We start from the raw sequence: 17,301 nt of genomic DNA on the forward strand, positions 1-17,301 counted from the left end.
TTATATGTGGTCTACATTGTAGACCAATCGTACACTTTTATACTTGGAAATAGCATTAAAGGATTTTTCAATTCTTTTAATGCTATTTTTTGTTTGGGCAATGGATTGGCTTCTTGGAATCTTTACTACAATATTCTTCAAATAATCCCTACGTATTCGTGCGACAGGGGGATATTCTGGCCCTAACACTTGTTGTTTCAAAACATTTTGAAGCGAGCCTGCGAACCACTGCGCCGCTTCGTTAAGTTTATTAAAATCTTTATCCTTTAGCGTCAATTTGATAATTCGTACAACTGGCGGATATTTGAATTGCTCCCGTTCATACAATTGTTCGTTGAACATTTTATCGTACTCGTTGGTGGTTACTTGTTGTAAAATCTGGTGATAAGGGTTATATGTTTGAATGAGTACTTTGCCCCTCTTTTTTGTACGCCCTGCCCTGCCCGCTACCTGGGTCAGCATTTGAAAGCTGCGTTCATGGGCTCTGTAATCAGGAAAATTCAACAGGGAATCGGCATTCATGATTCCCACAAGGCTCACATTTCTAAAATCCAATCCTTTGGTCACCATTTGGGTTCCCACCAGAATATCCATTTCTTGCTGTTCAAAAGCGGTAATTATTTTTTCATAGGCATATTTACCACGGGTCGTATCCAAATCCATTCGACCTACCTTGGCTTCTGGGAACAATTCCTTTAATTCCTCCTGAATCTGCTCGGTACCAAATCCTTTTTTATCCAAGGTAAAACTTCCACATGCGCCACAGCTGTTTTGCAAGGCCGTATGGTATCCACAATAATGACAACGCAATTGATTGCGGTGTTGATGATAGGTTAAGCTCACATCACAATTGGGACATTGCGTTACATGTCCACAGGTGGTGCATTCCACAATAGGCGAAAAACCTCTCCGGTTTTGAAACAAAATAACCTGTTCCCCTTCTTCCAAAGTTTCTTCGATAGCATGGAACAAGGTTTCCGAAAAATGTCCTTTCATTCGCTTTTTTCGGGTAGCTTCTTTAATATCCACCAAGTTTATATCTGGCAAAAGAACGTTTCCATACCTATTGGTGATACTGGCGTAGCCATATTTCCCCTTTCGAACATTGTCCATGCTTTCAATGCTAGGGGTAGCGGAACCAAGAATACAATCTGCTTTATGATAGGAAGCCAGAACAATGGCGGCATCACGTGCATGATATCTTGGTGCTGGATCAAATTGTTTAAAGGAACTTTCGTGTTCCTCGTCCACAACAATTAGTCCTAAATTGGAAAAAGGTAAAAACAAAGAAGACCTGGCCCCTATTACAATTTGGGCTTTTTCGGCCTTGTTTAAAACATTGTTCCAAGCTTCCACCCGCTCATGTATGCTGTATTTGGAATGATAAACGGCCACTTTGTTTCCAAAATACTGTCGAAGTCTATTAATAAGCTGTGAAGTCAGCGCTATTTCCGGCAATAGATACAGAGCCTGCTTTCCTTGATCCAAACATTTCTCAATAAGCTTGATGTACACCTCAGTTTTTCCAGATGAGGTTACACCATGTAACAATGCTGTTTTATTGGAAGTAAAACTTTTATTTATGGATTCAAATGCCTCCTGTTGAAGAGAGTTGAGTTCAATACTTTTTCCGGATTGGAGTTCTTGGTGTTCAACACGATCTGCGCGAATGTGATACTCCTCCAATATCGACTTGTCGATCAAGGCTTTTATAACAGCCCTGGAACTTCCACTTTCCTGCTCTAAATGGGCAATTGGAACAGGTTTTTTTGATGTAGCTTTAATCTGGAAGAGGGATAATACTACCTGACTTTGTTTGGGAGCCCGCGCAAGATTGTTCAGTAGTTCCTCCAATTTGGTTTCGTCATCAAATTCGTTTGATAGTTTTACATATCGAACCAATTTAGGTCTGTACTGCTCATAAAGCTCTTCTTTTTGCAGTACCACCCCTTTTTGAACCAATCGATTAACAAGTGGAAGAACGTTCTTCTTATCAACAATCCCGCTAATCTCTCCAATTTTCAATGCAGATTGGTGTTGCAAGGCTTCGAACACCAAAAACTCGTCATCCCTTAACTCAAGATCATTGACCTCATGATCTTTATTTAGCAAAACCAGGGATTCGCTTTCCAACAAAAAAGCACTGGGCAGCGCACTGCGAACCACTTCGCCAAGTGTACACATATAATATTGGGCAATCCACTCCCAATGCTGCAACTGATATTGATTAACCAGAGGTTTTTCATCTAAAATCTGATAGATTTCCTTAGCTTCATATGCCTGTGGCCCATTTTGGTGCATATTGTAAGCGAGCGCAGTATAAATCTTGGATTTTCCGAAGGGAACTGCAACCCGCATACCCTTTTGGATAAAACCGGCTTCTTCCTCGTTAATCTTATAGGTAAATAGTCTCTCTAAAGGAATTGGAAGTACAACATCTAGAAAATAACCCATATCATTCTTCCTCTAATACTCTGTGCCAAGTTTGGGTTCGATAAAGAAATGCCAGATATCCTCTAACTTTTAACCTGTTGGGGTCTTTGGGGTCTAACCAGACCCTACCTCTAAAGGTCATTGCCTGTTCTGGGTCAAAAAGTCTGTTGCCCTTATATTCTCCCTTATTGTTTTTCTTGAAGTCGTCCATGATCTTCATCCCATTTATGGGCTTATTTTTAAGATCGCCTTTGCACTTGATGCAGAGTGCATTTTCCTTCCCTTTTTCAACAACTTTTAGAACTTTAGCCTGTAGCAGACCGTTTTCCTCATAAACCTCAACTATTGCCTTGGTGATGCCATTACGGTCATCTACTGTCTTCCATTTGCCAAAAACAGACTGAGACCAGGAAATTTGGCACAACAGCAAGAATATAAACAGTAGGTATTTATTGATTCTCTTGGTTTTTGTCATGTTTCTTTTTTAAGGAGTTAAGAGTTGCATTGAGCTCAAATCCCAAAAGTAGAATATTGGAATTCAACCAAATAAAAACCATTAAGATCAATAATCCACCCAAAGCTCCATAAAACTCGTTGTATTTCGCAAATTTTTCAACATATACTCCAAAAAGGTAGGAGGTCAATATAAATAACAGCGTGGTCATTAATGCCCCGGCCGAAAAGAATCTTGCTTTTCTACCTTCCGCCGTTCCGAAATAATACAAAATCGCCGTGGTCAAATATGATAGTACGGTAAAGAAAATAATTTTTGTGATCTGAATACCTACGGTATCACTTTTCTCAATGTCATAGCCCAAGGTTTTTCCGAAGTATTCGCTGGTGTACTCCACAATATAAAACTCAAAATACACAAAGGCCACGGCTCCTATGATCAACAATACCGATAATATGAGACCCACCATAAGGGCATAGGCGTATTGCCTGAAGAAATTCCGGGTCAAATCTACATGGTAGGAGTTTTCAAAACCACCAAAAATGGCATTCACACCATTGGCTACCAAAAAAATGGAAACCAGAAAAGTAGATGACAATAACCCCCCCCGTTTTTGGTCTTTGATTTGTTGATAAATCTCGGTGAAGTAATCGCTAGTAGCTGTTGGTAAAAATGACTCCAAAAAAATTAGAAACTGCGCATCAAAATTCTCGCTGCCAACGCTAGCATATGGAATAATAAATGGTAAAAGTGTCACTAAAAAAATAATCAATGGAAACAACGCCATAAAAAGGCTGAAAGCAATTGAACTTGCCCTTGTGGAAACCGCTCCTTTAACAATTCCAAGCACATACATTTCCAGCAAGTCGTAAAAGGAAAGCCCCTCGAATGCCTTTAACTTCATATTCTTAAGCAAACGAACCATCCAGTTGATCACGGGTATTTTCTCCAACTTTTCCTCAATGGCTACGGACATTATATTGCTTTTAAACTTAAATCCATGTTATGGACAGAATGGGTCAAAGCACCCGAAGAAATGTAATCGACCCCACATTCTGCATAATTTCTAATGGTATTTTCATTGATGCCCCCGGAAGACTCGGTAAGGCATTGGTCTCCAATTATTTTTACCGCTCTCACGGTATCTTCATAATCAAAGTTATCCAATAGTATGCGGTACACCCCATCGGATTTTAATATTTCTTCGACCTCTTCTAAGTTTCTTGCCTCAACGATAATCTTTAACTCTCGATTGGTTTTAACCAAATATTGTTGTGTTTTTTGAATGGCCTTGGTAATTCCGCCTGCAAAATCGATATGGTTATCTTTTAGCATAATCATATCATAAAGGGCAAACCTATGGTTTTCGCCTCCTCCAATTTTAACGGCCCATTTTTCCAATGCCCTTATTCCGGGCGTAGTTTTACGGGTATCCAGAATTTTGGTATTGGTTCCCTTCAGCAAATCCACATAGCTTTTTGTTTTTGTGGCAATCGCGCTCATACGTTGCATCGCATTCAACACAAGACGTTCTGCTTTTAAAATACTTTGGGAACTCCCTTCTACATAAAAGGCAATATCTCCATATTTTACTTGTGAACCATCTGGGATGAGTACCTCAATGGTCATTTTAGAATCCACATAGTTAAATACTTGTTTTGCAAATGCTATTCCCGCAATGATACCTTCATCTTTGACCAAAAGCTTTGCTTTTCCTATTGCTCCAGAGGGAATACAGGCTAAAGAACTATGGTCGCCATCGCCCACATCTTCGCGGATGGCATTGGTAATAATCAAATCTATCTCATTTTGGAATTGATCCTCGGTAATCATCAAATTGGGGTTTTGACGAAAATAATAAAAACATTGTTCTTGATCTCTGGATATTTACCATTGTTTGGTCTGAAAAAATTACTTTTGGATATGCAAATTACCGTATTGGCCATTGGCAAGACTGATAGTAAGGAACTCTCGCAACTTATCGCTATTTATGAAAAAAGGTTGAGTCATTATATCAAGTTCAAACTGGTTGTCATTCCCGATGTAAAGAACAGCAAAAATCTTTCTGAAAAGCTTCAAAAGGAAAAAGAGGGTGAATTGCTATTGAAACAGCTAAAGCAAGCAGATACTTTGTTGCTCATGGATGAGAACGGAAAGCAATTATCTTCAGTTGAGTTTTCACAATTCCTTCAGAAAAAAATGAACAGTGGCGTTAAAAACTTGGTGTTGGCCATTGGGGGGCCGTATGGTTTTAGCAAGGCAGTTTATCAAAGAAGCGATGGAAAGCTAAGTCTCTCCAAAATGACCTTTTCGCATCAAATGGTGCGCTTGTTCTTAATTGAACAATTGTACAGGGGATATACTATTCTTAAGAATGAACCTTATCATCATCGGTAACAACTTCACGATGTGAAAGCAGGTTGTACTTTTCCAAAAAGTTTTCGACTTTTTTTATGACAATATGATGCGGCTTGGGCTCTTCGGTGGTTTCCTCTAACGATTTTTCCATTTTACTGGAAACAGTTTTCAGGTGATCCAATTCTTCGGTTATAAAACCATAAATCTCTTTCTGCCTTTCGGGGTCTTTCTCCACTTTTAACACATATTGAAGATCCGCGATGTTCTTTATGTGTGAACTAAACACTTGGGACTGGTGCCATGCTATTTCTGTAAGTTTCTTTTTTTGATCCAAGATTTTGCCAATAATGGGATTGACAATGAAAAATATCTCAAAAAGTATGATTACAATTGAAAATATGGCCAGTTCCAGCTCAATGGTCATCATAGTCCGAATATCTTTATCCACCGTTTGTTGGAATTTGTTCACAATATTGTCCATAATCGACAAAAAACGGTCTACCCTATAGGTAACATCATTAAATGAGACGTTTTTAAAATTCCGAAAATCTTTGAGCTCACTGTACAGCCATTCCAAATGAGGCTCTAATTTTCTAAACTCAACCAGGATCTCGGGGTCGCTCAAAGGTTCAATTTTCAGTGCTTTGTTTCCATGTTGCAAGTAGCCATTCATTTGGTATAACTTGGTCAGTACCAACTTCATTTCTGCATAGTCACAATTGTGATAGCGACACGAGTAAAGTTCATTCAGCAATTTTTGACTCAACATACGCTGTCTCCCAGCCAAATTGGCAATTTGAGCGTTGGTCCTTTGCTTATTCAAGGAGTATTGTGTCATCGACTGAATAATTATTGTCAAGACAACAATCGAAATGACCAAAAGATAATAGGCCCTAAATCCTTTTTGAAATGGTTTGAACTTTCTGATTTTCATTACAGACTAAAAAACTAGTAAGAATTAGCCTACAATTTAGTTCAAAAAAATACTAAGCGGTCTATAAATGTTGTGAAACAGAGTTTTAGAAAGGTGAAACGCCAATTAGAATTAACGCTGTCAAAGAGATTTAATACAGCACTCTAAACTTAATGGTATTTTCAACATTCTTAAGTGCCTTTACCACCCCTTTATTGTATTCCTTGTCCAAATCTGTTATTACATAACCCACTTCACTGTCGGTAGAAAGGTATTGCCCGGTGATGTTCATCTCATATTCAGCCAAAACTTTACCGATTTTGGCCATAATTCCTGGTACATTTTTGTGGATATGAAGGAATCTATGGGCCTTTTGCTGTTTAGGAAGACGAATATTGGGAAAGTTCACCGCATCCACCGTATTTCCTGAATTGATATAATCCATGATCTTATTGGGGACAAAATCCGCAATATCACGTTGGGCCTCTTCGGTACTTCCACCAACATGAGGTGTTAGAATTACATTTGGAATGCCCTGTAATGAGGTTTCAAAATTACCATTACTTCTTGGCTCGGACGGATAAACATCTACGGCTGCACCACCCAATTTCCCACTTTTGAGTGCATTGGTGAGTGCTTCAATGTCAACAACAAACCCTCTTGAGAGGTTGATCAACATTGCACCATCCTTCATTTGATTGATTTCGTCTTCACCTATAAAATTTCTATTGGCCTTATTATCATCTACATGAAGTGTGACCACATCGGAAATGGAGAGTAAATCTTCAAGACTGCTACATTTTGTGGCATTTCCTAAGGCCAATTTATCCGCAACATCATAATAATAAACACGCATGCCGACCGCTTCCGCCAAAACTGACATTTGCTTTCCGATGTTACCATAGCCCACTATGCCGAGGTTCTTACCTCGAACTTCCCTTGAGTTAATGGCTGTTTTGTTCCACTCTCCGTTATGAATCTCTGTACTGCGTGTAAAAACATTGCGCATCAACATAATAATTTGACCCAATGCCAACTCAACTACCGAACGGGTATTGCTATAAGGGGCATTGAAAACAACCACTCCCTTTTTCTTAGCAGCAATAAGATCTATCTGGGTAGTGCCAATGCAAAAAGCGCCCACAACCAATAATTTATTGGCCGCTTCCAAAACCTTTTGTGTTACTTGGGTTTTTGACCGTATTCCAAGGACGTGAACCCCTTTTATTTTCTCAATAAGTTCTTCTTCTGGTAAACTATGTTTTACCAACTCAACAGAAAAACCATCTTCGGAAAGGTTATCGAACGCCGCTGGATGTACATTCTCCAACAACAGTATTTTGATTCTGTTTTTTGGATATGAAATATTTCGAGGTAAATCGTTCACAAATAGGAACTCATCCAAATTAGGTGTTATGTGGTCGGCATTATTCGCCGCTTTTTCACGATGCACGTTTTCAGTATAGGCAAAAAATTTGTCGGCAATTCCGGCCTCGCGCATTACATAATCACTATAACCGTCACCTATCACCTGTACTTCGCCATCCAAATCGAGGTTTTTAAGGCATTCTATCTTGCCATTGTGCGATGCCAAAACATTTTCCTCATCAAAACCCACAATGTTTCCATCTTCGTCAAATTTGAAAGTATTGGCGTATACCCGATCGGATGGAATGTTGTATTCCTCTACAATGGGATCTATAAACTCCTTGAAGCCACAGGAAATCACATAAATGTCATCAGAAAATTTCTCGAAGAACTCTTTATTGGAGGCAATGGATTTTGAAATTTTTTGACGTAATTCACCAACCAGTCCACCCAAATCGTTTCGATGTGCGTTGAGTAAACGTATCCTTCTTTCCAAAGATTCAGTAAACGAAATATCACCATCAATACCCAGATTGGTGATGTCTTGGATTTCCTGAATAATTTCTTCTTTGTTGGATTTGCCCTGAAGGGTCATTTCCGCTAAAACATCCAACGCTTCAACCCTTGTAAGCGTACTGTCAAAATCAAAAACGTATTTGCGTCCCACCTCTATCATGAATTGCTTCAAAAATTAAGGCCTAAAATTAAACATTAATTCCATCCGCCGAATTGGAAGCAATCAAAATGGGCCTATAAATATGGAAATATCAAAAATCAGGGTGTAAAAGTTTCAAAATGGCATTTCATTGGCTCTTTTTAACTCAAAACCAACGTCTTGTTGCTTTACAATAGGCCCTGTATTCTTTTCCAAACATTTCCGTCAAGGCCTTTTCTTCATGTTTGATTTGAAAATGATTCATGTAATACACAAACCCTGCAGCCAAAAGGGTGTTGAAAGCGTTACCCAATTTTAACCCAAAGGCAAGCAAAATTAGGAGCATGCCCAAATACATCGGATTACGTGAAAATTTAAACACACCTTTGGTGACCAACCGTGTAGTTTTTGATAAATCCATCGGGTTTACAGTGGTTTTTGCCCTTGTAAATTGAAAGATTCCGGAAACCATCACCAAAACTGCCAAAACAAAAAGAAAAATAGCCAACTCCCTCCTCCCGAAAAAATCAAAATCACCCACGGGTAGAAATTTGGCAAGTAGGTACATCAAAAATCCAAAAATTAGCAAAACCAAGGCTGGCAAAATCTTCATCTTAAATAGAATAATGTGAGGTTCGAAATTACTACTTTTACCCTTGTTTTTGAAAAACATTGCCTTGGAAATAGTCTTTGCCACCCACAACCAACATAAGCTGAACGAAGTTCAAAAACTCTTGCCCAAAACCATCAAGGTATTGTCTCTTGAGGATATAGGCTGCTTGGAGGAAATCCCTGAAACTGGAAAAACCATTGAAGATAATGCAAGATTAAAAGCTGATTATGTCATCAGAAATTACGGTTTTGATTGCTTTTCGGACGATACGGGGCTGTTGGTTGATGCATTGCAAGGTGATCCCGGAGTACATTCTGCAAGGTATGCGGGAGTTCAAAAAAATGCCCAGGACAACATGGTCAAGCTATTAGCGGAACTTGGAGAAACCAATAGTAGAAAAGCTCATTTTAAAACGGTGATTCATTTAAATTTTCAGGATAAGAGCTATGTTTTTGAAGGAATAGTCAATGGACACATCACCAATGAACAACATGGTGTCGGTGGTTTTGGTTATGACCCCATATTTAAACCCGAAGGGTTTGATAAAACCTTCGGCGAGCTTCCACTGAAAACCAAAAACACCATCAGTCATCGGGCTAGAGCAGTTCAAAAATTGGTCGGATTCCTTAAAAATCAAACAACTTAGCCCTATATCTTTAAATAAGTGTACCTTTGCGCCTTTATTAACGCCGCCGGTATGGGCATGGTGTTGCGAGGGGCTCAAATGGGTAGTATACAATCGCTCTATGCAACACAACATATTTGCGATTTAAGGTATATACCAAAATGTCAAAATTTGAAACCCTGGGGTTGGACAAACCCCTATTGGATGCTATATCCGATCTTGGATTTGAAACTCCATCCGAAGTACAAGAAAAATCAATCCCAATCTTATTGGAAAAAGAGACCGATTTGGTCGCTTTGGCACAAACAGGAACTGGTAAAACCGCTGCATTTGGTTTTCCCATGATCCAAAAAATCCATGCGGAAAGTAGAACCACGCAAGGACTTATCCTCTCTCCTACCCGTGAACTTTGTTTACAGATAACCAATGAGCTTAAACTGTATTCCAAATATATCAATGGATTAAATACAGTTGCTATTTACGGAGGGGCAAGCATTACGGAACAGGCAAGACAAATTAAACGTGGCGCCCAAATCGTTGTAGCAACTCCCGGACGTATGAAGGATATGATCGGCAGGGGTATGGTCGACATTTCCAAAATCGATTATTGTGTACTCGATGAGGCCGATGAGATGCTTAACATGGGCTTTTATGAAGATATCAAGGATATCCTTTCCAATACGCCAGAAGAAAAATTTACTTGGCTTTTTTCTGCTACTATGCCCAAAGAAGTGGCTTTGATAGCTAAAAAGTTTATGCACAAACCTGTGGAAATAACTGTGGGAACCAAAAATGCGGGAGCATCTACCGTTCAGCATGAGTATTATCAGGTGGGTGGACGTGACCGCTACCCTGCCCTGAAAAGATTAGCGGATGCAAATCCCGGGATTTTCTCCGTTGTTTTCTGCAGAACAAAACGAGATACGCAAAGGGTGGCCGAAAAACTTATTGAAGATGGCTACAATGCAGGAGCACTTCATGGTGACCTGAGCCAAAATCAACGGGATTTGGTGATGAATGCGTTCCGAAAGAAGCAGGTTCAGATGCTTGTTGCAACCGATGTTGCGGCAAGGGGAATTGATGTTGATGATATCACCCACGTAATTAACTATCAGCTACCTGATGAAATTGAAACCTATACGCATAGAAGTGGACGTACAGGTAGAGCTGGTAAGTCCGGGATTTCGATGGTGATCGTAACTCGCTCAGAAATTCGGAAAATAAAAGCCATTGAAAAGAAGATAAAACAGGATTTTATCTCGAAAAAGATTCCGACCGGAATCGAGATCTGCGAAATACAATTGTACCATCTTGCCAATAGAATCAAGGATACCGAAGTCAATACAGAAATTGACAATTACCTTCCGGCTATCAACGATGTTCTAGATGGTTTGGACAGGGAAGAGTTGATCAAAAAAATTGTTTCGGTGGAATTTACCCGATTCTACAATTATTATAGCAAAACACGTGATCTAAATTCATCCGAAGGTGACAGGGATAGAGGTGAAAGAAGTTCAAAAGGCGGTGATGTCCCATCAAGTGGGTCGGTACGCTATTTTATCAATGTTGGTGAACGTGATGGTTATGACTGGATGTCCTTGAAAGATTTCCTTCGCGATACGCTCAACTTGGAAAAGGAAGACATTTTTAATGTGGACACCAAGGATAGTTTTTCATTCTTTAATTCCGATGCGCAACACACCGAGTTCATTCTTCAGACCTTTACAGAATTTAAGGTAAACGGTCGTTTTATCAATGTTGAGGTGTCCAAAGACCCTGGCGGAGCCAGGAAAGGTCGTAGCCGGGATAGAAAAAGAGGCCATCGAAAAGGCGGAGATGGCAACTATAGAAAAGGAGGTGACAATAAATCCTTTAGAGGAGGCAAAAAAGGAGGCTCGGGTAGAAGAGGCAAAAAGAGACCTGGTTTCCATTAGTTAATTCTATATTAAATAGAGAGACACTCCTGTTTATTTTTGTTTGTTTAGTACTTTTATACCTACAAAGATTGCATGGGAAGAAAGCTACTTATACTATTTGTTCTTGTTTCAACAATCGGTTTTGCCCAAAACACTGATGAATCTCCAGTTGAAGGTGAACTGAATGCCACGGTTATTAACGCGCAGACCAGTTTCCCTTTGGAAAGTGTTCATATCATCAATTTAAACAAGGTGGTAGGTACCATTACCGACCAAAAAGGAAAATTCACCATTAGGGCCGCAGTGAACGATACACTATACCTTTCTTTCTTGGGCTTTAAATCAGAAAAAGTGCGGGTAACCAACGATATGTTCAAAATTGAGGACACAGAGATTGCATTGACAGAGTTGGCCTATGCCCTCGAAGAAGTGATTGTAAGACCATACCAATTAACGGGTTACCTTGAGATTGATGTAAAAAACTTGCCTATAAACAACGCATATCAATATAGCATTTCTGGACTTTCCAAAAGCTACGAAGCCGGAAATAAAAATCCCAGTGCGGTCACCAAAGTATTGGGGGCTATTTTAAATCCCGCAGACCTTTTACGGAATCTTTTTGGCAAAAAACCACGCCAAATGCGAAAATTGCGCCAGATGAAAGAAGATGATGATATTAGAAATCTGTTGGCTTCCAAGTTTGACAGAGAGACTCTAACAGAGCTGCTCCAATTGGAAAAGGTGGATATCCAAGACATCTTAAATAATTGCAATTATTCCAAATCATTTATCAATACGGCCAACGACCTACAAATCCTTGATGCTATCTCTAGCTGCTATGAGGAGTACAAGGTGTTGAATAGAGGTTAAGTCTCAAACTTTCCTAGGGTTTTGTTGACGAATGGAGCGGTAAATAAATTTTATATTTCCGTATTCATTTTATAGTTTTAGACAAAATCCCAACAAATGAAAAAGCTACTTGCTATCATGTCCCTATTGTCTTTTCTTTTGGGTTGTAAAAAAGTCCTTAAAAAACCTGACGAAGCCCCACAGATGGTTGAAAATCAAATAGAAACAAAAACCATTCCCTTTACCTGGGAAGGTGCCAACGTATATTTTCTTTTAACGGATCGTTTTAATAAAGGAAACACCGAGTCAACCATACATTTCGATAGAAATGAGGAAACAGCTGTACTTCGCGGTTTTGAAGGAGGGGATTTGGCTGGAATTACCCAAAAAATCGAAGAAGGCTATTTTACTAATCTAGGAATCAATGCTATTTGGTTCACACCTATTGTGGAGCAGGTACATGGCGCTACAAATGAAGGAACGGGAAACACCTATGCTTACCATGGCTATTGGGCCAAGGATTGGACGGCAATTGATCCTAATTTTGGAACACGTAAAGATTTGGAGAAACTGGTGAAAACAGCTCACTCCAAGGGAATTCGTATTTTATTGGACGTGGTTTTAAACCATACCGGACCTGTAACCGACAAAGACCCTGTATGGCCGGAAGATTGGGTAAGAACAGGACCTAAATGCGAGTTTACCACCTATGAAAATACTACCGCTTGTACTTTGGTTGAGAACTTACCCGATATTTTAACTGAATCGGATGAGCCCGTAGAACTTCCGGATGCCCTTTTGGCAAAATGGAAAGAAGAAGGCCGCTTAAGCCAAGAGTTGGACGAACTCCAATTGTTTTTTGAACGAACCGGATATCCACGAGCACCTCGGTATTATATCATAAAATGGCTAACGGATTATATCAATGATTTTGGTGTGGATGGTTTCCGGGTGGACACTGTGAAACATGTCAATGAAAACGCATGGACAGATTTGTATGCCGAAGCCACCTATGCTTTTGAGACCTGGAAAAAGAAAAATCCAAAGTATGTGCTGGATGAAAATCCATTTTATATGGTTGGAGAAGTGTACAATTATGGCATTACGGGTGGACGTGAATTCGATTTTGGGGACAAAAAAGTGGATTTCTTTGATTACGGTTTTAAAAGTCTTATCAATTTCGATTTAAAAACAGATGCGCACAAAAGCTATGAGACCATTTTCAAGAAGTACAACAAACTACTCAATACCAAACTCAAAGGAAAAAGTGTATTGAATTATTTGACTTCCCATGATGATGGAAACCCATTTGACAAAGAACGAAAACGACCCTTTTATACGGCCAATGTATTGCTTTTGACGCCAGGGGCATCACAAGTGTATTATGGCGACGAAACTGCGCGTAGTTTGATTATTGAAGGAACTGAAGGTGATGCCACATTACGGTCGTTTATGAATTGGGAAGAGCTGGATAGCTTGCCACAAACCCAAAAAATTCACAAGCACTGGCAAAAACTGGGTCAATTCCGAAGAGATCACCCGGCAATAGGTGCTGGGCGACACAAACGGCTGGCCAAATCTCCTTACGTATTCTCTAGAACCTATATGGACGGAGATTTTAAGGACAAGGTGGTGGTGGGATTGGATTTACCTAAAGGTAAAAAATCGCTTTGGGTAAAGGGCTTCTTCGGAGATGGCACCAAATTGTACGATACCTATTCCGAAACGGAGGTTATCGTCAATAAGGGCAAAGTCATTTTGGAAAATGATTATGACATCGCCTTATTGGAATTGGTGGAATAATGGCTATTTTTTCCTTTTTATCTTTCTCAAAAAAAAGATTAGCCCCATAACCATTAAAGATTGAATTGACACATTGGCTACTAGCCAAAAAGTAGTGCCTCCTTCCATAGGAAATCCTCGAATTACCGTTGAAACGGGAAACCCAATAATATCAACAAGGGTTTGAGTAAATTTCATTTGACTTAATGAGGGGGTATCGTCTCCCATGCTATTGTAGGCAATTAATATAGCCGTCAAAAATTCAAACACCACAATAACAACAAACAGGACAACAAATTGGCCAAGTATCTCAACGATGGAATTCTTAAACTTCATCCGTTACTCTCTCGAGTGCAGTGCAATCCGATTGCCCTCAGAATCTGAAAACACGCCCATATAACCCACATCAGGGCTAATCTGTGTTTTTGGCCTCAGAATTTTGCCGCCAGCGGCTTCCACCCTATCCAATTCATTTTGCACATCCATGCTTCCAAAATAGATGAGAACGCCATCTGTAGCACTGGGTGTATAGCTCTCTTGTTGTATTAGCGAGCCATTGGCACCAGGTTTTCCTTCGGCCCAGGGAAACCACCCCATTAAAGTGCCTCCAAAATCCTGTACCTGAACTTCTATTTGAAAAACTTCATCATAAAAGGCCTTTGCCCGATCCATATTTGTGACTGGAATCTCAAACCAGCTTACCATATTTTGTTCCATACTAAATTACTTTTTATCATTCCCGCGAAGGCGGGAATCTAATTGTTGACATCCTTCGACATGCTCAGGATGACATTTATAAATATTATTTTTCCAATAAGGCTTTTAAATTGGCCAAACCTTCTTCAAAATCTCCGCCCACGGCTTTGTCCATATTCATAAACAACATCATAATACTCATTGGAAATTTGTTTTTCCCAGAGAACCCCCACGTTACCTTGGTGTTTCCATCTCCTGAATCTTCAGTAAGTAAATAGGCATCCGATGTGGATTTCCATGGTTTTAAGAACCGAAGTTCGGATTCGATACGTTCACCGTCCACAATTTTAGTAAGCTCCTGCTCCCCTTCACCAACATCTTTATTTCCATTCCAATAACTGGTAGCACCCACTTCTCCATCCGTACCTGTAAATTTCTTTTCCATATTGGGATCCTTCTTATTCCAAGGCGACCAGGCATCTTGATTTTTCAAAAAGCGGAGATTTTCAAAAACCTCACTTCTCGGTTTGGCAATCTCTATGGATCTAGAGACGTTGTAATTCTTCGGCGCAATCATCGCCAAGATCAAAATCAATAAAACAATTCCGGCTAAAATGTAAAGTAGAGTCATCATTTGATTAAAAATTGGTTACCTCCTAAAGTACAAAAAACTTCATTTTGAACGGTATCGGTCGATAATCCCTTCCACATTGTTTATGGATTTTTTGGTCCAATCCATTCGTTTTTCAAGAATTTCCCTTTCTGAAAGTCGCCAATCAACATCAGATTCCCTCAGTTTTTGGGTGAGTTGTTGGATAATGATAGCCGCGGAAACGGAGATGTTCAAACTTTCCGAAAACCCCACCATGGGAATTTTCAAAAAACCATCTGCCAGTTGCATGACCTCCTCGCTTAAACCTTCCTTTTCAGTTCCAAAAAAGAGCGCTGTTTTAGACGCAATATCGAAATCAGCTAAATATTTTGAATCATCGTGTGGGGTCGTGGCAATGATTTGATAGCCCATGCCCTTTAACTTTTCCACACATTCCGCCGTGGTCTGATAACGATTTACATCTACCCACTGCTCCGCCCCCATGGCAATATTCTTGTCCAAACGCTGGCCAAATCGATCTTCAATCACTTGGACTTCTTGAATGCCAAAGGCATCGCAACTTCGAATAACTGCGCTTGTATTGTGCAATTGAAATACATCTTCGATAGCTACGGTGAGATATTTGGTCCTGTTTTGGAGCACCTCCAAGAAACGTCGTTTCCGTTCTTCGGTAAGAAATCCTTCCAGATATGCGAACAATTCTTGGTCAAACATTAATACCAAAATAATGAAATTTGTCGCATCGAGTGCAGTCGAGAAGTTTTGAAGTCTACTCAGGATAAAGGTCTCGACAGTGCTCTACCTGACACATGGTTAGAATTGTGTCGATGACATCACTAATTATAATTTAACCTTAAAATCATATAAATTAGCTACCTATGAGCAAACAAAAAGCAGTTGTACTCACAGGAGCCGGAATGAGTGCCGAAAGCGGCCTAAAAACCTTTAGGGATGCCAATGGGCTGTGGGAGGGCCACGATGTTATGGAAGTGGCTTCACCGCAGGGTTTTGCTAAAAATCCAGAGCTGGTTTTGGAATTTTACAATCAGCGAAGAAGACAATTACTGGGGGTTACTCCCAATGCCGGGCATAATGCGTTGGTTGAATTGGAAACACATTTTGATGTTAGCATAATTACCCAAAACGTGGATAACTTACATGAACAGGCCGGAAGCTCCCATGTTGTTCACTTGCACGGGGAATTATTCAAAGTACGCAGTACGGTAAATGAAAACCATGTGCTGGATTGGAAAAAAGATCTTGTTTTGGGGGATTTGGATGAAAATGGGAACCAATTGAGGCCTCATATTGTTTGGTTTGGTGAAATGGTCCCGATGTTGGAAACTGCAGCTTATATCACCCAACAGGCCGATGTATTGATTATTATTGGCACGTCAATGCAGGTGTATCCGGCAGCCAGTTTAATAAATTATGCGCCCCAAGAAGCACCGATCTACTTTGTAGATCCAAGACCCAATATCAACTCTTCCAGTTATAGAAATTTAGAAATTATTGCTAAAACCGCAACAGAAGGCGTTCCTACTCTTGTTGCTCAGCTATCTCATAGTTAGATCTAGCTTTTTTGGCCCAATCCATCAGTAGTTTTTTCTGATTTTCTGTCAATCTTGCGTCTTGGTGGGTCCAGGTATATGAATTTAATGGCATTTCTCCTTCCTCAACCTCTTCTATAAGCTCCTCCAACTTGTGGTCTTTCTTTTTAATCGTATAGTTTTCCCAATCGGAAAAGTTCAAATGCTCCTTTCCTTCTTCAATATGATGATTCAGCCAATAGGAAATAGGGGCCACATTATTATACCATGGATACCTGGTGTTCCCACTATGGCAATCATAACAAGCAGTTTTCAGGATTATCTTGATTTCTTCCGAAGGAGTCGTTTCCAATTCAAAAGCGGTCACATAACTTTCTAGATTTGCTTGATTTTTTTCCGGTCGATAGAATTGCATCCCAATAAGAACAATCAATAAAAATATGGCTGCTTTTTTTGCTATTTTCATCACTTGTATT

General features: G+C 39.8%; 18 protein-coding genes. 6 read left to right on the plus strand and 12 right to left on the minus strand.

What is annotated here, in order from left to right; translation table 11 throughout:
- From priA to nadC, 4 genes are read right to left on the minus strand one after another with little or no spacing between them, the layout of a single operon-like run.
- Positions 1–2,454 carry a replication restart helicase PriA gene (gene priA / locus ACULLG_RS13265; protein WP_452127278.1) on the minus strand — a complete coding sequence of 818 codons (2,454 nt, stop codon included), beginning with the start codon at positions 2,452–2,454 and terminating at the stop codon, positions 1–3.
- A gap of 1 nt (position 2,455) precedes the next feature.
- Positions 2,456–2,908, minus strand: coding sequence for a DUF2147 domain-containing protein (locus tag ACULLG_RS13270; RefSeq protein WP_452127279.1), 453 nt, complete (start codon positions 2,906–2,908; stop codon positions 2,456–2,458).
- Positions 2,883–3,863 (minus strand): YihY/virulence factor BrkB family protein, encoded by a 981-nt coding sequence (locus ACULLG_RS13275; RefSeq protein WP_452127280.1) that lies wholly within the window; start codon positions 3,861–3,863, stop codon positions 2,883–2,885. The genes ACULLG_RS13270 and ACULLG_RS13275 overlap by 26 nt, the downstream gene beginning before the upstream one ends.
- A complete protein-coding gene (gene nadC, locus ACULLG_RS13280; protein ID WP_452127281.1) occupies positions 3,863–4,720 on the minus strand; it encodes a carboxylating nicotinate-nucleotide diphosphorylase in 858 nt (285 codons plus the stop codon). The genes ACULLG_RS13275 and nadC overlap by 1 nt, the downstream gene beginning before the upstream one ends.
- Before the next feature lie 90 nt (positions 4,721–4,810).
- On the opposite strand from nadC, the gene rlmH reads away from it, so the two are divergent.
- Complete coding sequence (rlmH, locus tag ACULLG_RS13285; protein ID WP_452127976.1) at positions 4,811–5,284, plus strand: 23S rRNA (pseudouridine(1915)-N(3))-methyltransferase RlmH; 474 nt, start codon at positions 4,811–4,813, stop codon at positions 5,282–5,284.
- On the opposite strand, the gene ACULLG_RS13290 is transcribed toward rlmH, so the two are convergent.
- The 3 genes from ACULLG_RS13290 to ACULLG_RS13300 form a co-directional block, all read right to left on the minus strand.
- Positions 5,256–6,179: a hypothetical protein gene (locus ACULLG_RS13290; RefSeq protein WP_452127282.1), complete on the minus strand. Its 924-nt coding sequence runs from the start codon at positions 6,177–6,179 to the stop codon at positions 5,256–5,258. The genes rlmH and ACULLG_RS13290 overlap by 29 nt on opposite strands.
- A gap of 130 nt (positions 6,180–6,309) precedes the next feature.
- On the minus strand, positions 6,310–8,202 hold the full coding sequence (serA, locus tag ACULLG_RS13295; RefSeq protein WP_452127283.1) for a phosphoglycerate dehydrogenase: 1,893 nt from the start codon (positions 8,200–8,202) through the stop codon (positions 6,310–6,312).
- Positions 8,203–8,347: 145 nt separating this feature from the next.
- Complete coding sequence (locus ACULLG_RS13300; protein WP_452127284.1) at positions 8,348–8,794, minus strand: methyltransferase family protein; 447 nt, start codon at positions 8,792–8,794, stop codon at positions 8,348–8,350.
- Between the two features lie 64 nt (positions 8,795–8,858).
- Between ACULLG_RS13300 and ACULLG_RS13305 the strand changes: the two genes are divergently transcribed.
- From ACULLG_RS13305 to ACULLG_RS13320, 4 genes are all read left to right on the plus strand, one after another.
- Positions 8,859–9,440: a non-canonical purine NTP diphosphatase gene (locus ACULLG_RS13305; RefSeq protein WP_452127285.1), complete on the plus strand. Its 582-nt coding sequence runs from the start codon at positions 8,859–8,861 to the stop codon at positions 9,438–9,440.
- Positions 9,441–9,580: 140 nt separating this feature from the next.
- Complete coding sequence (locus tag ACULLG_RS13310) at positions 9,581–11,353, plus strand: DEAD/DEAH box helicase (RefSeq protein ID WP_452127286.1); 1,773 nt, start codon at positions 9,581–9,583, stop codon at positions 11,351–11,353.
- Positions 11,354–11,428: 75 nt separating this feature from the next.
- Positions 11,429–12,205 carry a carboxypeptidase-like regulatory domain-containing protein gene (locus ACULLG_RS13315; RefSeq protein WP_452127287.1) on the plus strand — a complete coding sequence of 259 codons (777 nt, stop codon included), beginning with the start codon at positions 11,429–11,431 and terminating at the stop codon, positions 12,203–12,205.
- A gap of 96 nt (positions 12,206–12,301) precedes the next feature.
- The gene (locus ACULLG_RS13320; RefSeq protein ID WP_452127288.1) at positions 12,302–13,987 is read left to right on the plus strand and encodes an alpha-amylase family glycosyl hydrolase; all 1,686 of its coding nucleotides are present in this window, start codon (positions 12,302–12,304) and stop codon (positions 13,985–13,987) included.
- Positions 13,988–13,990: 3 nt separating this feature from the next.
- Here ACULLG_RS13320 and ACULLG_RS13325 read toward each other — a convergent pair whose 3' ends face one another.
- The 4 genes from ACULLG_RS13325 to ACULLG_RS13340 all read right to left on the minus strand — a co-directional run bounded on the left by ACULLG_RS13325 (position 13,991) and on the right by ACULLG_RS13340 (position 15,989).
- Positions 13,991–14,302 (minus strand): hypothetical protein, encoded by a 312-nt coding sequence (locus ACULLG_RS13325; RefSeq protein WP_452127289.1) that lies wholly within the window; start codon positions 14,300–14,302, stop codon positions 13,991–13,993.
- Between the two features lie 3 nt (positions 14,303–14,305).
- Complete coding sequence (locus ACULLG_RS13330) at positions 14,306–14,683, minus strand: VOC family protein (protein WP_452127290.1); 378 nt, start codon at positions 14,681–14,683, stop codon at positions 14,306–14,308.
- A gap of 85 nt (positions 14,684–14,768) precedes the next feature.
- Positions 14,769–15,296, minus strand: coding sequence for an SRPBCC family protein (locus ACULLG_RS13335; protein ID WP_452127291.1), 528 nt, complete (start codon positions 15,294–15,296; stop codon positions 14,769–14,771).
- Positions 15,297–15,335: 39 nt separating this feature from the next.
- Complete coding sequence (locus ACULLG_RS13340) at positions 15,336–15,989, minus strand: TrmH family RNA methyltransferase (protein WP_452127292.1); 654 nt, start codon at positions 15,987–15,989, stop codon at positions 15,336–15,338.
- Between the two features lie 164 nt (positions 15,990–16,153).
- Between ACULLG_RS13340 and ACULLG_RS13345 the strand changes: the two genes are divergently transcribed.
- The gene (locus ACULLG_RS13345) at positions 16,154–16,846 is read left to right on the plus strand and encodes an SIR2 family NAD-dependent protein deacylase (protein WP_452127293.1); all 693 of its coding nucleotides are present in this window, start codon (positions 16,154–16,156) and stop codon (positions 16,844–16,846) included.
- Here the strand turns inward: ACULLG_RS13345 and ACULLG_RS13350 are convergent.
- Positions 16,815–17,291, minus strand: a complete 477-nt coding sequence (locus ACULLG_RS13350) for a heme-binding domain-containing protein (protein WP_452127294.1) — start codon at positions 17,289–17,291, stop codon at positions 16,815–16,817. The genes ACULLG_RS13345 and ACULLG_RS13350 overlap by 32 nt on opposite strands.
- Positions 17,292–17,301: the final 10 nt, after the last annotated feature.

This window comes from Flagellimonas sp. 2504JD1-5 (genome assembly GCF_053618295.1).

Coding starts and splice junctions, on each gene's coding strand:
- priA (WP_452127278.1), bottom strand. CDS start 2,454: ATGGGTTATTTTCTAGATGTTGTACTTCCAATTCCTTTAGAGAGACTA.
- ACULLG_RS13270 (WP_452127279.1), bottom strand. CDS start 2,908: ATGACAAAAACCAAGAGAATCAATAAATACCTACTGTTTATATTCTTG.
- ACULLG_RS13275 (WP_452127280.1), bottom strand. CDS start 3,863: ATGTCCGTAGCCATTGAGGAAAAGTTGGAGAAAATACCCGTGATCAAC.
- nadC (WP_452127281.1), bottom strand. CDS start 4,720: ATGATTACCGAGGATCAATTCCAAAATGAGATAGATTTGATTATTACC.
- rlmH (WP_452127976.1), top strand. CDS start 4,811: ATGCAAATTACCGTATTGGCCATTGGCAAGACTGATAGTAAGGAACTC.
- ACULLG_RS13290 (WP_452127282.1), bottom strand. CDS start 6,179: ATGAAAATCAGAAAGTTCAAACCATTTCAAAAAGGATTTAGGGCCTAT.
- serA (WP_452127283.1), bottom strand. CDS start 8,202: ATGATAGAGGTGGGACGCAAATACGTTTTTGATTTTGACAGTACGCTT.
- ACULLG_RS13300 (WP_452127284.1), bottom strand. CDS start 8,794: ATGAAGATTTTGCCAGCCTTGGTTTTGCTAATTTTTGGATTTTTGATG.
- ACULLG_RS13310 (WP_452127286.1), top strand. CDS start 9,581: ATGTCAAAATTTGAAACCCTGGGGTTGGACAAACCCCTATTGGATGCT.
- ACULLG_RS13315 (WP_452127287.1), top strand. CDS start 11,429: ATGGGAAGAAAGCTACTTATACTATTTGTTCTTGTTTCAACAATCGGT.
- ACULLG_RS13320 (WP_452127288.1), top strand. CDS start 12,302: ATGAAAAAGCTACTTGCTATCATGTCCCTATTGTCTTTTCTTTTGGGT.
- ACULLG_RS13325 (WP_452127289.1), bottom strand. CDS start 14,302: ATGAAGTTTAAGAATTCCATCGTTGAGATACTTGGCCAATTTGTTGTC.
- ACULLG_RS13330 (WP_452127290.1), bottom strand. CDS start 14,683: ATGGAACAAAATATGGTAAGCTGGTTTGAGATTCCAGTCACAAATATG.
- ACULLG_RS13335 (WP_452127291.1), bottom strand. CDS start 15,296: ATGATGACTCTACTTTACATTTTAGCCGGAATTGTTTTATTGATTTTG.
- ACULLG_RS13340 (WP_452127292.1), bottom strand. CDS start 15,989: ATGTTTGACCAAGAATTGTTCGCATATCTGGAAGGATTTCTTACCGAA.
- ACULLG_RS13345 (WP_452127293.1), top strand. CDS start 16,154: ATGAGCAAACAAAAAGCAGTTGTACTCACAGGAGCCGGAATGAGTGCC.
- ACULLG_RS13350 (WP_452127294.1), bottom strand. CDS start 17,291: ATGAAAATAGCAAAAAAAGCAGCCATATTTTTATTGATTGTTCTTATT.